This window comes from Lacibacter sp. H375 (assembly GCF_037892425.1).
Taxonomy (GTDB): domain Bacteria; phylum Bacteroidota; class Bacteroidia; order Chitinophagales; family Chitinophagaceae; genus Lacibacter.
The window spans coordinates 4,309,708-4,328,382 of sequence record NZ_JBBKTT010000001.1; the positions used below are offsets into that span (position 1 = coordinate 4,309,708).

An 18,675-nucleotide genomic window follows, 5' to 3' on the forward strand; every position below is an offset into this window, starting at 1 on the left:
AGATAACATTTTTTATTTCACAATCGGGTAACTGTTCTGTGGTAACGCCAACGGAGGAGTAAGATCAGCTGCATTGAATTTGTTAAGCGAAAAATAACTCTTATCGCAACACTCAGTTTGTCTTGTATTATAACCAAAAAGAAGTGAATCGGTAATAGTATTGTTCAAAGAAAGGTAATAGATTGAAAAATCTTTATTCACAGAAAAACCGGTGATATAATTGGTATCAGCAATCACCTGGAATGAACGTTTGATGTTTTCAACTGCACCACTGCTTGTTCGCTTGGCAAGGATCTTTACATTGGCTGAATCATAACGTTTTTTCACACCACCAATAAGATCATTACCTGTACTTCCAACCAAACGGAAGGAGAATAAAGGCAGAATAGGATTTCCACAATCTGTTCTTGCACAATCTGCCCCACCACAGCGGCTGCCTAAAATTGAAAAAAAGAAAACCGATGCAACGATCAAAAACTTATTCTTCATGGCGCAAAAATAATGTCATTTAAGTAATCAGGCCTTTTCTCTACCTGTTAAAGTTTGAATGATAATCGACAGCAGCACAACAGCCACTGCACCAATTACATTCAGCCACAGGAAAGAAATAATATCGAGATAATACACACTTATAACAATCACTTCAGAGATAATTGCTGCAATGAATACCGCATTACCCTTTACCTGCTTCAGATAAAAAGCCACGAGGAAGATACCAAGTATCGTACCATAGAACCAACTGCCAAGAATATTTACAGCTTCAATTAAACTGTTGCCGAGGTTGTAAGCAAAAAAAGCGATGATCATGCAGAAGATTCCCCAGAGCAAAGTATAGATCTTACCCCAGCGATATTCTTCTCTTTCTGTTAATGGCTTCTTTGAAAACTTCTGGTGAAAATCGCACATGGTGCACGATGCAAGAGAATTCAACGCAGCTGCAATACTACCCCATGCTGCAAGAAAAATAATAGCAATGATCAGGCCCACTAATCCGGTTGGCAACACATCGCCAACAAAACGCAGAAAAATATAATTGGTATCGTTCGTATCGGCATTGGGATCAGCTCTTTTGATCAGGGTTTTCATTTCTGTCCTGATGACTTTCCCCTTTGTTTCAATTTCCTGTAGCTCCGTTCTTGCTAATTCAACTTCTGCCTCCTGGTTGGCCTTTCTTGCATTGGTCAACGCAATTGCAACTGTTTTTTTCTGTTCCTGCAACTGATCATAATAATTGCTGGCTTCTTTATATTCGTTGGCATAACTGCTTTTCAGCACCACCGCTTCCTGTGTTTTATTAAAAAAGGCAGGTGCTTTAAAAAATGAATAATATGCAAAGAGTAAACATCCGATGATCAATATCAAAAATTGCAACGGCACTTTTACGAAGCCATTCATCAACAATCCCAAACGGCTTTCACGTGTATCCTTTGCCGTTAAGTAACGACCAACCTGGCTTTGATCTGTTCCAAAATAACTCAACGCTAAAAAGAAACCTCCAATTACACCACTCCAGATATTGTAACGGTCTTTCCAATCGAAACCATCTTCGGTAACACCTGTTGTTATTACGTTGAGTTTACCTCCTTTGCCAGCCACATGCAATGCATCTGTAAATCCTAATCCTTCAGGTAATGAGGTGATAGCATAGTAACCTGCAATGAACATTGCTGCATATATAATAATGAACTGCACCTGCTGTGTGTAGGCCACAGCTTTAGCGCCGCCTGTTACCGTATAAACAATCAACAACCCGCCTGTTACAATATTAGTGACATAAATATCCCAGCCCAACATGCTGCTCAATACAAGTGATGGTGCAAATATGCTGATGCCGGTACTTAATCCTCTTGACAATAAAAAGAGAAATGAAGTGAAGGTTCTTGTTTTGAGATCAAATCTTTTTTCCAGGTACTCGTATGCAGTAAACAATTTGAGTTTATGGAATACGGGGACGAACACAATACACACCACGATCATGGCCAACGGCAAACCAAAATAATACTGCACAAAACGCATTCCATCAGTATAAGCCTGTCCCGGTGCAGTTAAGAAAGTAACAGCACTTGCCTGCGTGCCCATGATGCTCAGTAAGATCAACCACCACGGCATTTGCCTGTTGCTGAGAAAATAGCCCTCAAGTGTTTTAGAATGGCGGCTACGGTAAACGCCATATACGATGACACCCAAAAGAGTTACAATAAGAACGATCCAATCAGTGAGTTGAAAATTCATGCAAACTTTTGGGTGAAGAGATAAAAGAGAATGATCAATACAACGAGTACAACTGCTACTGCAATGTACCAGCTGTTCCAGCCCGATTCGTTTTTATTTGACAAGTTGTTCATTTATTCCTTTTCATCATTGCGTGGACGTAAATAATACATCATAAACAATGCAATACCAATACCCAGCAACAGACCATAAGCGATTCGTTTGCTGATGAAACCGATCAGCAAACCAAGCCCTAATCCTACTAATAATGTACGTTCGATTCCTGCTTGTTTCTTTGTACTCATTTATTTTACTTATCTACCTAATAATTGTTTTTAATTCTTTGGCTTCGCCAGCAAGTTAGCGATTAACCTGTATGAACCTGTCACGCCTGCGGGAAGTTGGCGAAAGAACGCCAATGCCGAATACACAAATCTTCCTTTGCCATAATCAGCAACGATCAAACTTCCGCTACGCTGTGGCTCATCCGCATCGTTCATGCCAAAAAGAGATGTAAACTTAGCATCAATATTATCTGCTTCGTACACGCTACGCTCCTGGACCCACCCATCAAAATCTTTTTCTGTGATCTTGTTTGGATAATTCATTACAACATGATTTGGCGCAAGGAAATTCACTTTTGCATTTTCCTCCGTTACACGATTCCTCGAAATAACAAACGGATACGGAGATATTTTCGAACGCAACTGCCCCAACTGATTGCTCGTGTTATACTGCACCATCAATACTCCACCTTCTTTCACATATTGCATCAAATCATCGTATGCATTACTTAACCATTCATGAATATTATATGCTCGGATACCTGTTACAACAGCATCGTATTGCTTCAGGTTGGCATACGTTACTTTATCTTCTGAAAGAATATCAACGGTGTAGCCTAATTGCTGCAAACTATATGGAAGAAAATCACCGGCTCCATTAATATAACCGATCTTCTTGCCTACTATCTTCACATCAGCTGTCACCACTTTTGTCACCGCATCGGGGAAATAAGTGATCACCGGAATATGATCGTATTGAATTTTACGTACACGTTGCTTGTTAATGAATGAAACACCTGATGAATAGTTTGGCTGCACAAATCCTGATAAGCCATTGCTGAATTTTTCTGGTCGTACTTTAATATTCAAAAGATAATCATTCCCTTTAACGAATTCAAACTTCCCATTGTCGGGATTTACTTTCCATCCATTACCACTGTTAATGGAAACAGTTCCTTTAGTGTTGATAGTTGCCTGTGGTATAAATGAAAAGCTGATTTGTTTTGATGCTGTGTCTTTAAATAACAGAAGTGAATTACCTGCCTTGATCAATGCAGGTGGATACACTATTAGTTTTTCATACAACTCGCCTTTTACAGGATCGGTATGTTTATACATCACCGGTTTGACAAAGGAAAAATCTTTGCCATAAACTGAAATATGAAATACAGCTGAATAGGATGAGGAGTTTTCTGCCAATCCAATGTTTCGTTGATCATCTACCGTAAAACTTCCGGTGCTCATGGGTTTTTCGATCCAGTATGGTTCGGTCACTTGTCGTTTCACCAGGATGCGTCGTGCAAAGTTTATATTTTGATTTGGCGTGAGTTGTTTGTCAAATGTTGAATCGACAAAGTAAGCTTGCTCAGTCATTTCCTTTTTTAATGCTTCATCATACCAACTCACTTTTGATTTCAAACTATCACGGCTGGCTAATAATAAACTACTATCGAGCTTAACACGCTTTAACAACACAGGAATATTTGTGCGATTGATCACATTAAAATTTACACGCAAACTATCGCCTGTTACAATATGCTCCTGGCTGGTACTTGCTTCCATCCATAAACCTGCACATGCTTCAATCAATGCTTTTACTTCGTTGAGTTTTTTTACTTTCCAGTCGCCATCATTAATTTTTTCAATGGCGTTGTACAATTCAACCAACGATTTAACAGATGCTGACGGATTCTGATATGAATAGTTCGCTACCATCTGATCGATCATTGTATTGATGGCTGCGCCGCCTTCAAACCTGCTCCAGTCGTTAATAATTCCTTCTGCAAGATCTTGTTGCACCGGTTCACCTGCACTGAGTGTAAAGAATTCTGTTGATGAACCACGCTGACTCGGCACTCCAAATCCCTGGCTCTTATGCATGCTCCTGCTTTCACTGGCAATTTCGCCATAGCCTTTACCCAGCAATGGATTAAAAGCGCCTACATCTAATTTCAATTGATCATTTGACGTAGTGTTGTTTCCGCCAAAATTGAATGTGTTCCAGAAAATGTGTTTTGTTTTCCATGGCTTCACACCATATTTGAATTGTTCAGGAAACCGGTTGGGATCAGCTGCTGCATCAAAGGCCTCACGGGCAAGTACAGCCGAAGCGGAATGATGACCATGTCCTGCCCTGTTATCAGGTGGGAAACGTGTAATGATCACATCGGGTTGAAACTTGCGTATCACCCACACCACATCACTTAATATTTTTTCTTTGTCCCAAATACTTAATGCTTCTTCTGTCGTTTTCGAAAAACCAAAATCGTAAGCACGAGTAAAAAATTGTTCAGCGCCATCAATACGTCGTGCAGCCAATAGTTCCTGCGTGCGGATAAGTCCAAGTTCAATTCCCTGCTCATCACCAATGAGGTTTTGCCCGCCATCACCTCTTGTCATACTTAAATAACCGGTGCGGTATAAACGTTCTTTGCTGAAATAAGCCAGGAGTCTTGTATTCTCATCGTCGGGGTGAGCGGCTACGTAGAGTACACTGCCAATGACTTTTAGCTTTTTAAGTGAAAGCAAAATTTCCGCACTGTTCATTGGTTGCGGAGTTTGTGCCTTAGCCGAAAACAGTATAACTAAAGAAAGAATAAAAACGATTCCTTTTCTCATGGAAGACAATTGTTGGCTGCGAAGATAAAGTTTGCACTTATCCGCTTTTTGCCGGTGGTGTAAAAGCTCAAGGATTAACATTTTTGCTGCAAACACAATACAAATCCTGTTTTGTTTCTTTTTATAATGATGATCCGAAAAATAAATAAGCCAGCAAGATAGATGTAATGATGCCCACAAGATCCGCCAGTAACATGGCTCCAACGGCATAACGTGTGTTCTTGATGGCAACTGAGCCAAAGTAAACAGCAATCACATAGAATGTTGTATCAGATGAACCTTGCAGAATACATGCAAGCCTTCCGGCAAATGAATCGGCTCCAAAGGTCTTCATCGTATCAATCATCATTCCTCTTGCTCCGCTTCCGCTCATTGGTTTAATTAAAGCAGTTGGTAGCCCATCAACAAACCGTGTATCGGAACCTAACGCTGCAAACAATGATTTCATTCCATTAATAATTACATCAAACGTTCCGCTGGTACGCAGCATGCTGATTGCCACAAGCATTCCAACGATATATGGAATAATGCGTACGCCTGTTTCAAAGCCGCCTTTTGCGCCATCAACAAACGCATCAAATACGTCAATCTTTTTATACAATGCTCCTACTACAATAGCTACAAAAAGAACAAGTATGATCCCATTGCTGAGTTTGCCCGAAAAAAGTTGAGCTGTCTTTGCATCTAAACTGGTAACATACAACACCAGTAATGCAATAACAGCCGATATGCCTACAATCCATGCAACAATCACCGGTTGAAATACATTGATCTTTTGTTTAAATGAAACGATAAACAAAGCAGCCATTGTTGCTGCAAACGTTGCAATCATGCAGGGAATAAAAATATCGGTAGGATTCTGTGCCCCCAGACCCGACCTGAATGCAATAATAGTTACAGGTATAAGCGTGAGGCCGGATGCATGCAAAGCCAAAAACATGATCTGAGAATTAGAAGCCACTGCTTTATTAGGGTTCAGTTCCTGCAAGCTCTCCATTGCTTTTAAACCAAAAGGCGTGGCTGCATTATCGAGATTAAGAAGGTTGGCTGAAAAGTTCATCATCATATGCCCCGTTGCCGGATGGCCTTTCGGTACTTCAGGGAATATTCTTGAAAAAAATGGCCAGATTATCCGTGATAACACCTGAATTCCGCCTGCTTTTTCAGCAATACTCAGGAACCCCATAAACAAGGCGAGAATACCAATAAGAGGAATGATTATGTCTACCACAGCATTCTTTGCTGTTTCAATAATGCCGTCAACTTTTCGCTGCAATTGCTTTTGAACTGATAAGTAAGTAAAAAGCTTTAATGATGGATTTACTGCTTTGATCGAGGTTGCTGAATCAGCCTGAAGGTTATCAGTAAGCAATACAGAAGCCTTCTGAACAGAATCAACTTTGAAATAGCCATACTCTTTTAAAAATCCGGCATATTCTGCCGAAAGCCTTTGATTAACAGGAGAACCGATAGCGAAATAAAAAACACTATCATATTTGTCAGATGATTTTCCAACTACCATCCTGTTAAAGATCTTTTCATCGCCTCCAACCATTTTTACGCCTGCAACAAGAAACGCTACAAGTATAAATGCACTCCAGATTCTGCTTAAAGCCATAAGTGATTCTGATTTAAAATTGAAGATTGCAGATTTTTACGAAACAGCCAAAACCATCTTTTCACAGGTTTCGCTGCTAAGTTGCGAAGGCTTATCTTTGCGCCTCGAAAAAAAGCAGATTAGAATTGTTGTTGTTGAAGTGTGCGACGCAAGGAACGGTGAATTGAAATAACAGCCGACAACAAGATCTGTAATCTAACTTCTAAAATCGTATATCGAATCATGGGTTTAAAAGCAGGTATTGTGGGTTTGCCAAACGTTGGAAAGTCGACCTTGTTCAACGCCGTAAGTAACAGCGCCAAGGCGCAGGCGAGTAATTATCGTTTTTGTACCATTGAACCCAATGTTGGTTTGGTGGATGTGCCGGATGTTCGTATCGATAAACTGGCGGAACTGGTTGTGCCCGATCGTACAGTGCCTACTCAGATCGAGATCGTTGATATTGCCGGATTGGTGAAAGGCGCAAGTAAAGGCGAAGGCTTGGGCAATAAATTCCTTGCAAACATCCGTGAAGTAGATGCCATTATTCATGTGATCCGTTGTTTTGAAGATGAGAATGTATTGCGTGAAGAAGGCGCCATTAACCCTGTGAGCGATAAAGAAATTATTGATACTGAATTACAGTTAAAAGATCTTGATACGGTTGAAAAGAAGATTCAGCGTATTGAAAAGCAGGCCCGTGTTGGTGATGCAAAGGCAAAAGCTGAACTGGAAGTATTATTAGCTTGCAAAGCACATTTGGAACAAGGTAAAAGCATTCGTGGTCTGGATCTTAATAGTGCTGAGCTTGATCTCATCCAGGACTCATTCTTCCTAACGCAGAAAAAAGTATTGTATGTAGCGAATGTGGATGAGGCCAGCATGCATACAGGAAATAAATATTCAGAGGCATTGATGACAGCTGTGAAAGATGAAGGTGCTGAGGTAATTGTGATGAATAACAGTATTGAAGCTCAGATCAGCGAAATGGAAGATCCGGACGACAAGCAATTGTTCATGGATGAATACAAGATGACGGAGCCTGCGTTGAATCGTTTGATACGCACTACTTACCACCTTCTGGACCTGCAGACTTATTTTACTGCCGGTGTACAGGAAGTTCGTGCATGGACCTTCCACAAAGGCTGGAAAGCGCCACAATGTGCAGGCGTTATTCATACAGATTTTGAAAAAGGTTTCATTAAAGCTGAGGTAATAGGCTATGATGATTATGTTACCTACAAAACAGAAGCTGCGGCACGTGAAGCAGGTAAATTAAGAATTGAAGGAAAGGAATACCTGGTGAAGGATGGCGATGTGATGCACTTCAGGTTCAATGTATAACACGACGTGAAATAGTATTACAAAAGCGGCTTAAAAGAGCCGCTTTTTATTTGCACATACTGGCTGGTAAAGGCATAAAAAAATCCCCCGGAAAACCGAGGGATAATTTATTTACTGAATGGCTCTTAAAGAAACTGTTCAGCTTATGCTTTCTTAGCGTATTTTTTCTTGAATTTATCGATACGACCAGCTGTATCCACGAGGATGTTCTGACCGGTAAAGAATGGGTGGCTCATGCTGGAAATCTCCAGTTTAATGAGGGGGTATTCATTACCATCTTCCCACTTAACTACTTCTTTTGAAGGAGCGGTAGAACGGGTTAAAAATGAATAGCCGTTACTCATGTCTTTAAACACTACAAAACGGTAATTAGCGGGATGAAGTTCTTTTTTCATAATTCCTGGGAGTTTTCAGCACGGATTTGGCCGTGCATTTTTTTTTAAACGAAAGCGCAAAAGTAAAGATTCTGTCTTACTGAGCCAAATGAAATTTTAGAGAAATAACGCCTCTCCAAAAATATTCTATGGGCTGAGTTTGATGAAGGAGGCTTTTCTTTTTGCACAAAGACCACACAAACTTAAATTGATTAGCCAATGAAATACCTGTTTAAAGCTGAAATTTATACTGAAGTGCGATTCACTACTAACCTCGTTCTTAAAAAATTATGGCCAAGTAACTATCTTCTAAATTTCGAAATAAACGCTATGAAAAGCATTTTTTTTATTGTTACTTTGTCCTCCCTGTGAAACCTTTGCAAGGTTCAATATCCAGCTTATTACATCTATAAACGAACATTATGTTGACTCACCTGCTGGTAATCGGAACGATCATTTTCTTATTTGTAAGCATTCAATGGCTCTCACGCCGCAGAAATATAAAACTCCGCCACGCCCCTCAACGAAATTTTCACCAAAAACAGGAAGTTGCAGCCTGATTTTATCGTAATTCCTATCCCCTATTTTCCTTGACTTAGAGGCATAAAAAAAGCACCGAATTGTTCTTTATAATTGCTTGCGCTTTTATACTTACTAACCCAGTGCTTCCGGAATCAGCAATTATCTTTTAACGGACTTTTGCTGCTCCACCACTTTCACTTTTATTGCTAAAATTTCCAGCGGCTTTGTATGTTAAAAGTAGTCTTTGATTACTATTTGTTCCAACTTTCAGAGTGCTTTGATATGCACCAGTTAACCACCTGTTTATCCACCGGAAACAGTCCAAAAACAGGAGTTCTGCACAGTTTATGAACGCATATTCTCGAATTGTAAAGGGATTCCGAGATCCCAGCCCTTTGATGCCTGAATCACTTCCTGCAGATCATCAATTTTTTTGCCCGTAACCCTAACAATATCGTCGTTTATGGATGCCTGCACTTTCAACCCGGAATCCTTTATATGCTTTACGATCTTTTTAGCATCTTCCTGTTTTAAGCCGTTCCGCACCAATACTTCCTTCTTCACGAGTTTACCGCTCTGGAACGATTCCTTGCTTTGATCAAATGCCTCGGGAGCTATCCCCTGCTTGTGTGCACGGCTGATGAGCACATCAATCAACTGCCCCATTTTCATTTCATCTTCCACCTCAATATTGATCTTAAACTCTTTCTTGTTCAGATCGATCTTCACATGACTCGCTTTAAAATCAAAACGATTGGTAATCTCTTTAGTGGTAACATTCACTGCATTGTCCAGCGCCTGTGTATCAACTTTACTTACAATATCAAAAGATGGCATATCAAAAAATTTGACGTGAGAAGTACAAAATACGAAGTGTTTCAATGCAAAAATAAATGTTGCGAAATAAATTACGGGTAAAAAAGAAACCCCGGTAGAAACCGGGGTCGTCAATCAACATGAGAAAATATATAGAGAGAATTAAAACTTACTCACTTGCTTTTACACGATTTTGTTCATCAGCTGCGCCGCTTGCTTTACGACGGGTATTACCATTGATTTTTCCTTTGCTGAAACGATAAGTAAACGTCATACCCACTGTTCTTGAATCTCTTCTTTGCTGAAAGTTTGCGTGAACCAAACCATACTTTATCTCGCCCTGACCTCTCTGTGTCCAGAGAATATCTCTTACACTTAAACGGAGTGTTCCTTTGCCTTTCAACACTGGCTTGCTTACGCCAAAGTTTAATTCACCTAACGGTCTGATATAAAACACGCCTTCATAACCTGCTGTTCTGTAAAAGCCACTGATCTCAGTTGTCCAGTCTTTTCCAAATTTGTAAGAATTCGAAGCACTTAAAACCATCGTAGTTCTACCCAATGTAACAAAGTCTCCATTCACCAATCCTTCAAACTTGTTATTATAAACATTCACATAAATATTACCGTTCCACTTTTTAATTTGTTTGAATGCACTAACTGCAATACCAAATTGTTGTTGCTTGGCAATGTTTGCACGTTTGACGTATGACTCATTCCTTTCTTCATTTTGTTCCAATACCTCCTGAATAATATTATTCGTGTTGGTATAATTCAACGTAGTCGTTAAGAAACCTTTATACGTATGTGAAAACTCGATATTATGGCTGAACTGAGGTCTTAAGTTTGGATTACCCTGTTCGTAGGTATAACGGTCAATAAATTCAACAAAAGGATTTAAACTTTCGTAATCAGGTCTGCGTATTCTTCTGCCATAGTTCATGCCCAATGAATGCTTTTCATTAACGGCATACTGAATGTATACAGTTGGAAACAGTTGTGTATAGTTTAAATTGAAAGTTGTATCAAAGTCAGAGAATTTTTCTTTGTCCTTGTCAAAAGCATAGCCTTTTGAATAGCCTTTTGCTGATGTGTTCTCTAAACGTAATCCAACTTGTGCACTTATTTTTTTGTTGAGTTGCTTACTGAAATTGATATAGCCTGCATTGATATTTTCTTTGTACACAAAATCATTACGGCGGGCAGAATCAAGCTGCATAGTATTGTTGATCAAACTATCATAACGTGCCACGTTATCAGTTTCAACAAAACTTGTTTTAATACCGGCTTCAAACTTCAATCCTTTTTTAAATGGTTGAACATAATCAACCTTTGCTGTGTAGATATAAATATTCTGTGGAAGATTGCCGTATAATGTATCAGGCGCTTTCGCTTGACTGCCATTTTCATATTTGTTAAACAGACTCTGTGTGTTAGTTGCACTATATCTTAAGTAATCCACATCTGCAGAAATCTCCTTTCCTGTTGTATCAAATACATGTCTGAAATTCAGGTTTGAACCAAAATGTCTCCAGGTTGATGAATTGTCTGCTTTACCCATTGTTTTGCTCAGCAATATATGATCCGGATTAAAAATATTAATGTCGCTTGTGCTGAGGAATTGACCCGGGCTGTAGAATCCATTTGCGGTAACACCTAACGTGGTTTTCTTACTTGCAAAAAAGTCCATCCCCACTTTACCGTTCAAACTTCTGTTCTTATGAATCATCCTTGTTTCCTGTTCGAATAAAGAAACCACTTCTTTAGTTACAGAATTTGAAAAACTACGTTGAATATCTAATTCCTGGAAAGAGTTTCTTGCATTGAAATTTCCGTTAGCAAAAAGATTCACTTTGTTCTTTCTGTAATTGAAAGTAAAGCTGTTTGTGTAACGTTGGTATCGTCCCTGTGTGTAGCCGGTTGTTACGCTTCCGTTATAACCAAATTGCAGTGTGCGTTTGGTTTTGATGTTGATAATACCACTGTTACCTGCTGCATCATATTTTGCAGGAGGGTTGGTCATGATCTCAATCTGATCAAGTTGCGGGCCTTGCAGATTACGCAAATAATTGGCGAGATCAGCCCCAGATAAATAAGCTGGTTTGCCATCAATAAACACCTGCACACCTGCTTTACCTTTCAGGCTGATGTTACCGTCTTTATCAACCGTAATACCAGGTGACTTTTCTAATACTTCCAGAGCGTTAGCTCCGGCATTTGTAGGAGACGCATCCACATTTACAACCAGCTTATCGGCCTTTTGCTCAAACATGGGCCTCTTTGCTGTTACGGTTACTTCTTTCAAACCTTTTGCCTCAGGTAACAAACTAAACGATGGAACAGTGATCTCCGCTCCCTCTTTTACTTCAATTAAGTTGCTGATCTTTTTCTGGTAACCCACACTGGTAATCCCAAGCAGGTAAGAACCATTTTTTACAGATTCAAATGAATAAGCACCGCTTTTATCGGTGATAGCCGCTTTTACAAGCGAACTGTCTTTGCCACGGAGCAACGACACGGTAACGCCGGAAACCGGCTTTTGGCTTTCGTCTTTTACATCGCCTTTTACACGTGAAGCATTTTGAGCAAAGGAGGAGAAGGTGCAGGTTAGCAAGGCCGCAGTTAGGAATGCAGAAATCTTTTTCATGATGATGATAAGTTTGATGACTCGGTTTAAAATGATAAGGCTTAACAGTTGACAGTACCTGTTCTTTTCTATTACATGTCAAAAGTAGGTTCTATGTTTTGCATAGTACATTGTTTTATGTCAAATGGCATTTTTAACTGATATTCGGCAAAACAACGACATACATGTGACGGCCAACCCTTAAACATGTTACAGAAAACCGTCACATTAGGGACGAGCGGAAGAATTTAAATATAGCTGGAAAAAAGAAAAGGCTTCCGGTTGGAAGCACTTAAAAAATATTAACTCGAAAATTATTTAGATTGTTGGGCCTTACGTTTTGCTACAAAATAGAGAACAATGCCTAAGATCACCAGGCTCAATGAAATCAATTCGGCTTGGGTTGGCTGAAACGGAAGATCTTCATACTTGGTGTTTACCCTGATTTTTTCAATAAAGAAACGCTCCAATCCATTCAAGACAAGGTAAAGACAGAACAGTCCTCCGGCCAGCTTTATCCGATCACGGACAAACATGAGAATACCAAAAAGCAGCAGACACATGACTGTTTCATAAAACGGGGTCGGGAAAACCGGCAAAGGAAGATAATTGCAATGCTCAGGCTGATCACATCCGGGAAGTTTTACTCCCATGCTGTTTACATTATGTGGATAGGTATAAGCCACCATCCAAACCGGAAGGAATGATGGCGCTTTGAAACTCGCCGATGGTACTTTTTCTACTTTAAAATCACGACCAAACTCCTGGTGGATATAAGCTGTATTATTTTGAACCGCCGTTTGAAATTCTCCCGGCTTGGCCAATTGAACGGTAGCCGTTGAATCAGTTACATAGGCAGCATTAGGCACACCCCAATCTCCATCACCGGCAACCTGGCAACCAATTCGGCCAATAGCATATGCCAACATTAATGTTGGCCCCATGGTATCTGCTAAATGACGGATGGATATCCCTTTTCTTTTTGCATATACAATAATGGCAATAGCTGCGCAGATCAAACCGCCATAAAACGTTAATCCGCTGAATGATACTAATGAACCAATAGGGTCGGCTACAAATTCATCCCAATTCTCAAGATTGTGAAATACTTTGGCACCGGCAAACCCGAAAATGGCGGCCATGACCGTGATATCTCCCACCCGCTCATGCGGCCAAACACGTACTTTTCTTTCTTCGGGCTTTGCAGCTTTTTGTTTATTCTTTTCGTACCACTTTAACCAGGCAAAAAGCAAAGCCAGAGCAATACCTGCACCCCAGCTGCCTTCTGAAGAAAAAATATAATCCTGTGGATTTACTCCTTCTCCAGCATTCATAAATGCACCAATGATCTTGTAGCCCATTAAAAAACCCAGCAAAGCATTCAACAGCAATTCAGTTGTTGTGGCGGGTTGACCGAACATGCGCTTTTCTTCCTTTGGAAATAAAAAGCCTTGTTTCTCTTTTCGTTGAAGACCTTTTGTTAAAACAATAGCACCAGCTATAAAAGCAAGTGCAACAAAGAAGCCAAATGAATTGAGAAACCTCGCCCCTTCCCATTCAACACCAAATACGTCTTTTAAGAAATAATATAGATTAGGATACATGCTGAATATTTGAGTTGCAATGATACTTGAAAAAATTGGATTGATCTTTACAGCCGGTTTTACCGGACTCAGCTACTGATTTGTTTATCAATACTGAAAATAAATTTCTGTTGCACCATACCCATACAACGGATGGTATTGGTTAACGAATGATTTTACTTCTGATTTAAGGCGAAGGATATCATGAATTTCATCTCTTAGCTTTCCTTCGCCCACACCATGTATTATGATGAGCGTTGGTTGCATGTGCAAGACAGCCAGCTCATAATATTTTTCGAATTCACGTAACTGTGCCGTAAGAATTTCAAAATTGCTGAGATGTTTCCAATCGCTACTGATCTTTTCAATATGCAGATCAACAACTGAACGTGAAGGCGGAATGTGTTGCCTGGCCTGGCCTGCATCATATACTTTAAAACCTGCCGCCGATAGTTTATGCAGATCTACTTTATCAGTATGCACTTTATCCGGATAGGTTTCCATCAGCAGGTAGCTGAAACTCGCTTCCTGTTTTTGCAGCATTTCTTCAATGCGTTGGAACAATTGTTTTGCTTTGACCTTAAGTGAAGCTTCAAAATGATCGGCTTTCTTTTTATCTGGTACAGCTAAAGAAAATTCAAAATCAAACCTGGGTGCATCGTTCAGTTTTTCAAACTCAACATCATGAATGTAAAAATCATTGAATGGAAGAATTTCATTCCGTAGATTAAATTCACTTTCACCGGTATAACGTAAATGATAATCGAACTTAAAGTGCGTATCAGTATTATTTACGAGATAAATACGGAAATATTCTACCACATCATCATCAAAAATATCTTTGTCAAACACCGGCAGAAAAGATATCCATACACCTTCAGCAACGTTATAACCTTTAATGGCACTAACCTTTTCTTTCTTTACATCATCAACATATTTCTTTTGTTTCGGTGGCGGAGCTTTCTTTTCAGTAAACCGTTTGAAATAGGGAAAATCGATCTGATCGATATACACGGGAAACTGTACACCTCCAACATCAACCGTCACCATTTTTTTATCGATAATGTCAACCACCTCTCCTTCTTCATTTGAATGCAGCAACAACACCTTATCTCCAATCTGAAATTTCATAAACTACTTTTAATTTGATCGTGTACACGAAGTAAACCCGAATGTTCGTATAAAGCTGCAAAAATAACCCCGATCAACAAATCCTGTTCAAACAATCGTTGTTAGAATTTATTGTCGGGGTAATCACACCACACTGGAACCATCAGCCCCACTTATGTCTGTGAGGCTTCTCATCAGGATTTTTCCGCATCCACTCATCAACACTCAGCTTTCCACTGCCTTCTACCACAAAAAACACCAGCAGAATGAGGATGAGCACAGATAACCATAACTCAGAATGTGGTTGAAAAATACCGCCCGATATGTTTACGAAAATAATAGCGCCTAATAGAACCGGTATCTGCACCAAACAAGCAAACCTAGTAAGTAAACCAAAGGCTACCATAAGGCCGCCCAGTAAATGAGCAAACACTACATAGTGTGCAAGAAGCCCTGCAGATAAAGATCCAAGAAAACCACTATCAGCTATCAGATCAACGAGTGGTTGCATGTTGTTGATGAACTGCACACCTTTTAAGGTAAGGATGATTCCCAAAACAATACGGATGAAATCGATCCATTTGGGGTGATGTGTATCGCCCCATTTCTCCATGCGTTGTACGAAATTCATAATGGCAAATTTTAAATGTGAAAGAAGCTATGCAAAAGTTACAACGGTTTTCCCGCTTTTGCAAGCCAAATTCTGCACATAAAACAGCTCTTTTACTTAATCTTACGCTTGAGATATTGACTATAATCTTCCAGCTGGATAGTATAATCATCGAGGATGAGAGGTGATGTAAAAATGAAATCGGCTGTGGCACGGTCGCAGGCCGTTGGAATATTCCAGGTAACTGCTAAACGAAGCAATGCCTTTACATCAGGATCATGTGGTTGAGCTTCCATTGGATCCCAAAAGAAAATGAGTACATCAATTTTACCTTCAGCAATCAGGGCGCCAATCTGTTGATCGCCACCCAACGGACCACTAAGAAGTTTTGTTACCGGCTGGTCGAGTTTTTCCTCCAGCAATTTGCCGGTGGTGCCAGTTGCGTACAGGTCGTGTTTTGATAATGCGGAACGATTGAAATAAGCCCAATCGATTAAATCGGTTTTCTTATAATCATGTGCCACTAACGCAATGCGTTTGCGGACTTTCATTTTTCTTGTTGGCATACTAAACTTGTTCGGCTGCTAATTTACTTTTTCGATAACCATAAATAAAATAGATCACTAACCCAATTCCCATCCACACAAAAAACCAAAACCAGCTGTTCACCGGAATTTCAATCATCAGGTATAAACAACTTAATGCACCTAATACAGGTATGAGCGAATATTTTCGAATAAAAGTAAATACAGATAATACAACAGCAATAATGATGAAGAGCAGGAATAATACTTCCTGGTGATCTTCATTGAACAGATTGGTAACTGAAGCAGCTACTCGTTCACGGAAAAGGAAAATAAATCCAGCAACGATCAACGGAAGAATAAACTGTGCATTGATATAAGGCAACTTAAATTTACCTGAACCTTCTGCACGAAGTTTAGGCAATAACAAAACGCCTAAACATACCAACACAAACGCAAACAAGGTTCCAATACTTGTAAGATCCGTCATGATTGATGAAGGAAGGAACAATGCAGGAATACCCACTAAAAAACCTGTAACAATTGTTGCGAATGCAGGCGTTTTATATTTCTTATGTACGTTTGAAAAACGTTTTGGTAATAACCCATCACGACTCATGGTCATCCAGATGCGTGGCTGGCCTAATTGAAATACCAGCAACACACTGGTGGTAGCTACTACCGCACTGATGCTGATGATATAACCAATCCATTTCAAACCCAACTTATCAAATACATAAGCAAGAGGATCATCAACTTTCAGTTCACTGTAATTCACCATACCGGTTAACACCAATGCAATGAGAATATAAAGCACCGTACAAATGAGTAATGCATACATCATACCTCTTGGAAGATCCCGTTGTGGGTTTTCACATTCTTCTGCCGTTGTACTGATGGCATCAAAACCAATATAGGCATAGAACACAGCACTCACACCCTGCAATACGCCTGTAAATCCGTTGGGCATAAACGGATTCCAGTTTGCTGTATCAACATAAAAGAACCCGATGATAATAACGAAAATGATTACGATGATTTTGAAGACCACCATTGCATTGGCGCTCTTTTTACTTTCTTTCATACCAATATATGCAAGAGCGGTAATTAGCGCCACGATCAAAAATGCAGGAAGATTCAGAAACAATTTTGTTCCACCTAAATCAGGTGCACTGTTAAATCCATTGATGATGGTTTGCATTTCAGTGGTTGCTGCAACACCTGTTGCTAATTGTGCGTTAACAGCAGCTAATGCTTCTTTTGCGGTTGTAAGATTGGTTGTTAACCAAAAAGGCAAATGAATATTTAATCCCTGCAAAAGATTATTAAAATAACTGCTCCAGCTGATGGCTACCACAATATTACCAATGGCATATTCAAGTATCAACGCCCAGCCAATGATCCATGCCACCAATTCACCAAAACTTACATAGGCATACGTATAAGCACTACCGCTAACGGGTACCCGACTTGCAAACTCAGCATAACACAACGCAGAAAATCCACAGGTAATGGCGGTAATCACAAACAATAAAGTAACACCGGGGCCGCCATGGAAAGCTGCTGAACCAATAGTAGAAAAGATGCCGGCACCAATCACCGCTGCAATACCAAAAAAAGTAAGATCACGCACATTCAATATCCGGTGCAGCTTACTTTCGTTCCCATGTATCTCACCCGTGTCGTCCGGAAGTATTGCATTGATCTTTTTTTTACGAAATAACTGGTTGGCCATATGAGTTGGTTTTGCAGCGTTCAAAATAGGGAAAAATGAGGAAACGACAAGAATACATGCACTTTAAGACCTGAAAAAAACACAACATTTATTTTGCTGAAAGATTATATATCTCTACCGCTCTCATAAAACGTTTTTTCTTAAATTCTTTTAAGGCTTTTGGATTATTAGCCACAAGCAGCTCAATTTTTTGTTCATTAAAAGGTTGAATTGAACCAAAATTCATCTGCATACCAAATATTTTAAGATTGGGATCACTCATTTGCGGCGAAAAGGCATACAATGTGATTGTTCCTCTTACAACTGGAAATAACCAACAACTATCCGTAACGATCCCCATAGCCGGAACTTTTAATCCAGCATTTTCAAAGGCAGTTACTCTTGCAGTTTCATCAACATAAATTTTTTGAACTCTGTTTGAATCTTTCTTAGAAAGCTTTCTATCAACTTTTTCAACATATGCCTTTCTCAATATTGTATCATAATAGAAAAAAGAATTAAAATTATGTCTTCTACCATCTTTCAATTCAACTGTTAAATTAAAATCTGTAGATTGATTTTTGTACATGGAGCTATTCATCCTCATCTGATTCTGCATAAAATTTGTCTGATTTTGTGACAACACCTTATTTACATCTGCCCGGTACTGAGCAGGCACTTGTGCACATACATTAAGACTAAAGAAAATCAATGCAGCAAAAATAGAATAGAACTTCATTT

General features: G+C 39.6%; 15 protein-coding genes. 1 reads left to right on the forward strand and 14 read right to left on the reverse strand.

The features are described from left to right. Positions 1–12 precede the first annotated feature (12 nt). From WG954_RS18460 to WG954_RS18480, 5 genes are all read right to left on the reverse strand, one after another. Positions 13–489 (reverse strand): hypothetical protein, encoded by a 477-nt coding sequence (locus WG954_RS18460; RefSeq protein WP_340438311.1) that lies wholly within the window; start codon positions 487–489, stop codon positions 13–15. A gap of 27 nt (positions 490–516) precedes the next feature. Continuing rightward, a complete protein-coding gene (locus WG954_RS18465; protein ID WP_340438312.1) occupies positions 517–2,232 on the reverse strand; it encodes a sodium:solute symporter family protein in 1,716 nt (571 codons plus the stop codon). Positions 2,233–2,345: 113 nt separating this feature from the next. Then, positions 2,346–2,516 (reverse strand): hypothetical protein, encoded by a 171-nt coding sequence (locus WG954_RS18470; protein ID WP_182801257.1) that lies wholly within the window; start codon positions 2,514–2,516, stop codon positions 2,346–2,348. A 30-nt stretch (positions 2,517–2,546) separates the two neighbouring features. Then, the gene (locus WG954_RS18475) at positions 2,547–5,114 is read right to left on the reverse strand and encodes a PIG-L family deacetylase (RefSeq protein ID WP_340438313.1); all 2,568 of its coding nucleotides are present in this window, start codon (positions 5,112–5,114) and stop codon (positions 2,547–2,549) included. A gap of 121 nt (positions 5,115–5,235) precedes the next feature. Further along, the gene (locus tag WG954_RS18480) at positions 5,236–6,732 is read right to left on the reverse strand and encodes a spore maturation protein (protein WP_340438314.1); all 1,497 of its coding nucleotides are present in this window, start codon (positions 6,730–6,732) and stop codon (positions 5,236–5,238) included. Between the two features lie 222 nt (positions 6,733–6,954). Between WG954_RS18480 and ychF the strand changes: the two genes are divergently transcribed. Next, the gene (gene ychF / locus WG954_RS18485) at positions 6,955–8,055 is read left to right on the forward strand and encodes a redox-regulated ATPase YchF (RefSeq protein WP_340438315.1); all 1,101 of its coding nucleotides are present in this window, start codon (positions 6,955–6,957) and stop codon (positions 8,053–8,055) included. Positions 8,056–8,198: 143 nt separating this feature from the next. On the opposite strand, the gene WG954_RS18490 is transcribed toward ychF, so the two are convergent. The 9 genes from WG954_RS18490 to WG954_RS18530 form a co-directional block, all read right to left on the reverse strand. Then, the gene (locus tag WG954_RS18490) at positions 8,199–8,450 is read right to left on the reverse strand and encodes a type B 50S ribosomal protein L31 (RefSeq protein WP_340431390.1); all 252 of its coding nucleotides are present in this window, start codon (positions 8,448–8,450) and stop codon (positions 8,199–8,201) included. 846 nt (positions 8,451–9,296) lie between these two features. Next, positions 9,297–9,788 (reverse strand): YajQ family cyclic di-GMP-binding protein, encoded by a 492-nt coding sequence (locus tag WG954_RS18495; protein WP_340438316.1) that lies wholly within the window; start codon positions 9,786–9,788, stop codon positions 9,297–9,299. Positions 9,789–9,936: 148 nt separating this feature from the next. After that, entirely contained in the window at positions 9,937–12,414 is a 2,478-nt protein-coding gene (locus WG954_RS18500) for a TonB-dependent receptor domain-containing protein (RefSeq protein ID WP_340438317.1), read from the reverse strand. Between the two features lie 293 nt (positions 12,415–12,707). Continuing rightward, positions 12,708–13,997, reverse strand: coding sequence for a prolipoprotein diacylglyceryl transferase (locus WG954_RS18505; protein WP_340438318.1), 1,290 nt, complete (start codon positions 13,995–13,997; stop codon positions 12,708–12,710). A gap of 87 nt (positions 13,998–14,084) precedes the next feature. Further along, on the reverse strand, positions 14,085–15,107 hold the full coding sequence (locus tag WG954_RS18510) for a Smr/MutS family protein (RefSeq protein WP_340438319.1): 1,023 nt from the start codon (positions 15,105–15,107) through the stop codon (positions 14,085–14,087). 142 nt (positions 15,108–15,249) lie between these two features. Further along, on the reverse strand, positions 15,250–15,717 hold the full coding sequence (locus WG954_RS18515) for a DoxX family protein (protein WP_340438320.1): 468 nt from the start codon (positions 15,715–15,717) through the stop codon (positions 15,250–15,252). Positions 15,718–15,809: 92 nt separating this feature from the next. Beyond that, positions 15,810–16,262 (reverse strand): methylglyoxal synthase, encoded by a 453-nt coding sequence (locus tag WG954_RS18520; RefSeq protein WP_340438321.1) that lies wholly within the window; start codon positions 16,260–16,262, stop codon positions 15,810–15,812. Between the two features lies 1 nt (position 16,263). Continuing rightward, complete coding sequence (locus WG954_RS18525) at positions 16,264–17,955, reverse strand: amino acid permease (protein WP_340438322.1); 1,692 nt, start codon at positions 17,953–17,955, stop codon at positions 16,264–16,266. 88 nt (positions 17,956–18,043) lie between these two features. After that, positions 18,044–18,673 carry a hypothetical protein gene (locus WG954_RS18530; protein WP_340438323.1) on the reverse strand — a complete coding sequence of 210 codons (630 nt, stop codon included), beginning with the start codon at positions 18,671–18,673 and terminating at the stop codon, positions 18,044–18,046. Positions 18,674–18,675: the final 2 nt, after the last annotated feature.

Excerpts from the sequence above, each read along its gene's own strand:
- WG954_RS18470 (WP_182801257.1), bottom strand. The coding sequence starts at position 2,516 with ATGAGTACAAAGAAACAAGCAGGAATCGAACGTACATTATTAGTAGGA.
- WG954_RS18500 (WP_340438317.1), bottom strand. The coding sequence starts at position 12,414 with ATGAAAAAGATTTCTGCATTCCTAACTGCGGCCTTGCTAACCTGCACC.
- WG954_RS18510 (WP_340438319.1), bottom strand. The coding sequence starts at position 15,107 with ATGAAATTTCAGATTGGAGATAAGGTGTTGTTGCTGCATTCAAATGAA.
- ychF (WP_340438315.1), top strand. The coding sequence starts at position 6,955 with ATGGGTTTAAAAGCAGGTATTGTGGGTTTGCCAAACGTTGGAAAGTCG.
- WG954_RS18515 (WP_340438320.1), bottom strand. The coding sequence starts at position 15,717 with ATGAATTTCGTACAACGCATGGAGAAATGGGGCGATACACATCACCCC.
- WG954_RS18495 (WP_340438316.1), bottom strand. The coding sequence starts at position 9,788 with ATGCCATCTTTTGATATTGTAAGTAAAGTTGATACACAGGCGCTGGAC.
- WG954_RS18465 (WP_340438312.1), bottom strand. The coding sequence starts at position 2,232 with ATGAATTTTCAACTCACTGATTGGATCGTTCTTATTGTAACTCTTTTG.
- WG954_RS18475 (WP_340438313.1), bottom strand. The coding sequence starts at position 5,114 with ATGAGAAAAGGAATCGTTTTTATTCTTTCTTTAGTTATACTGTTTTCG.
- WG954_RS18460 (WP_340438311.1), bottom strand. The coding sequence starts at position 489 with ATGAAGAATAAGTTTTTGATCGTTGCATCGGTTTTCTTTTTTTCAATT.
- WG954_RS18525 (WP_340438322.1), bottom strand. The coding sequence starts at position 17,955 with ATGGCCAACCAGTTATTTCGTAAAAAAAAGATCAATGCAATACTTCCG.
- WG954_RS18530 (WP_340438323.1), bottom strand. The coding sequence starts at position 18,673 with ATGAAGTTCTATTCTATTTTTGCTGCATTGATTTTCTTTAGTCTTAAT.
- WG954_RS18505 (WP_340438318.1), bottom strand. The coding sequence starts at position 13,997 with ATGTATCCTAATCTATATTATTTCTTAAAAGACGTATTTGGTGTTGAA.
- WG954_RS18490 (WP_340431390.1), bottom strand. The coding sequence starts at position 8,450 with ATGAAAAAAGAACTTCATCCCGCTAATTACCGTTTTGTAGTGTTTAAA.
- WG954_RS18480 (WP_340438314.1), bottom strand. The coding sequence starts at position 6,732 with ATGGCTTTAAGCAGAATCTGGAGTGCATTTATACTTGTAGCGTTTCTT.
- WG954_RS18520 (WP_340438321.1), bottom strand. The coding sequence starts at position 16,262 with ATGCCAACAAGAAAAATGAAAGTCCGCAAACGCATTGCGTTAGTGGCA.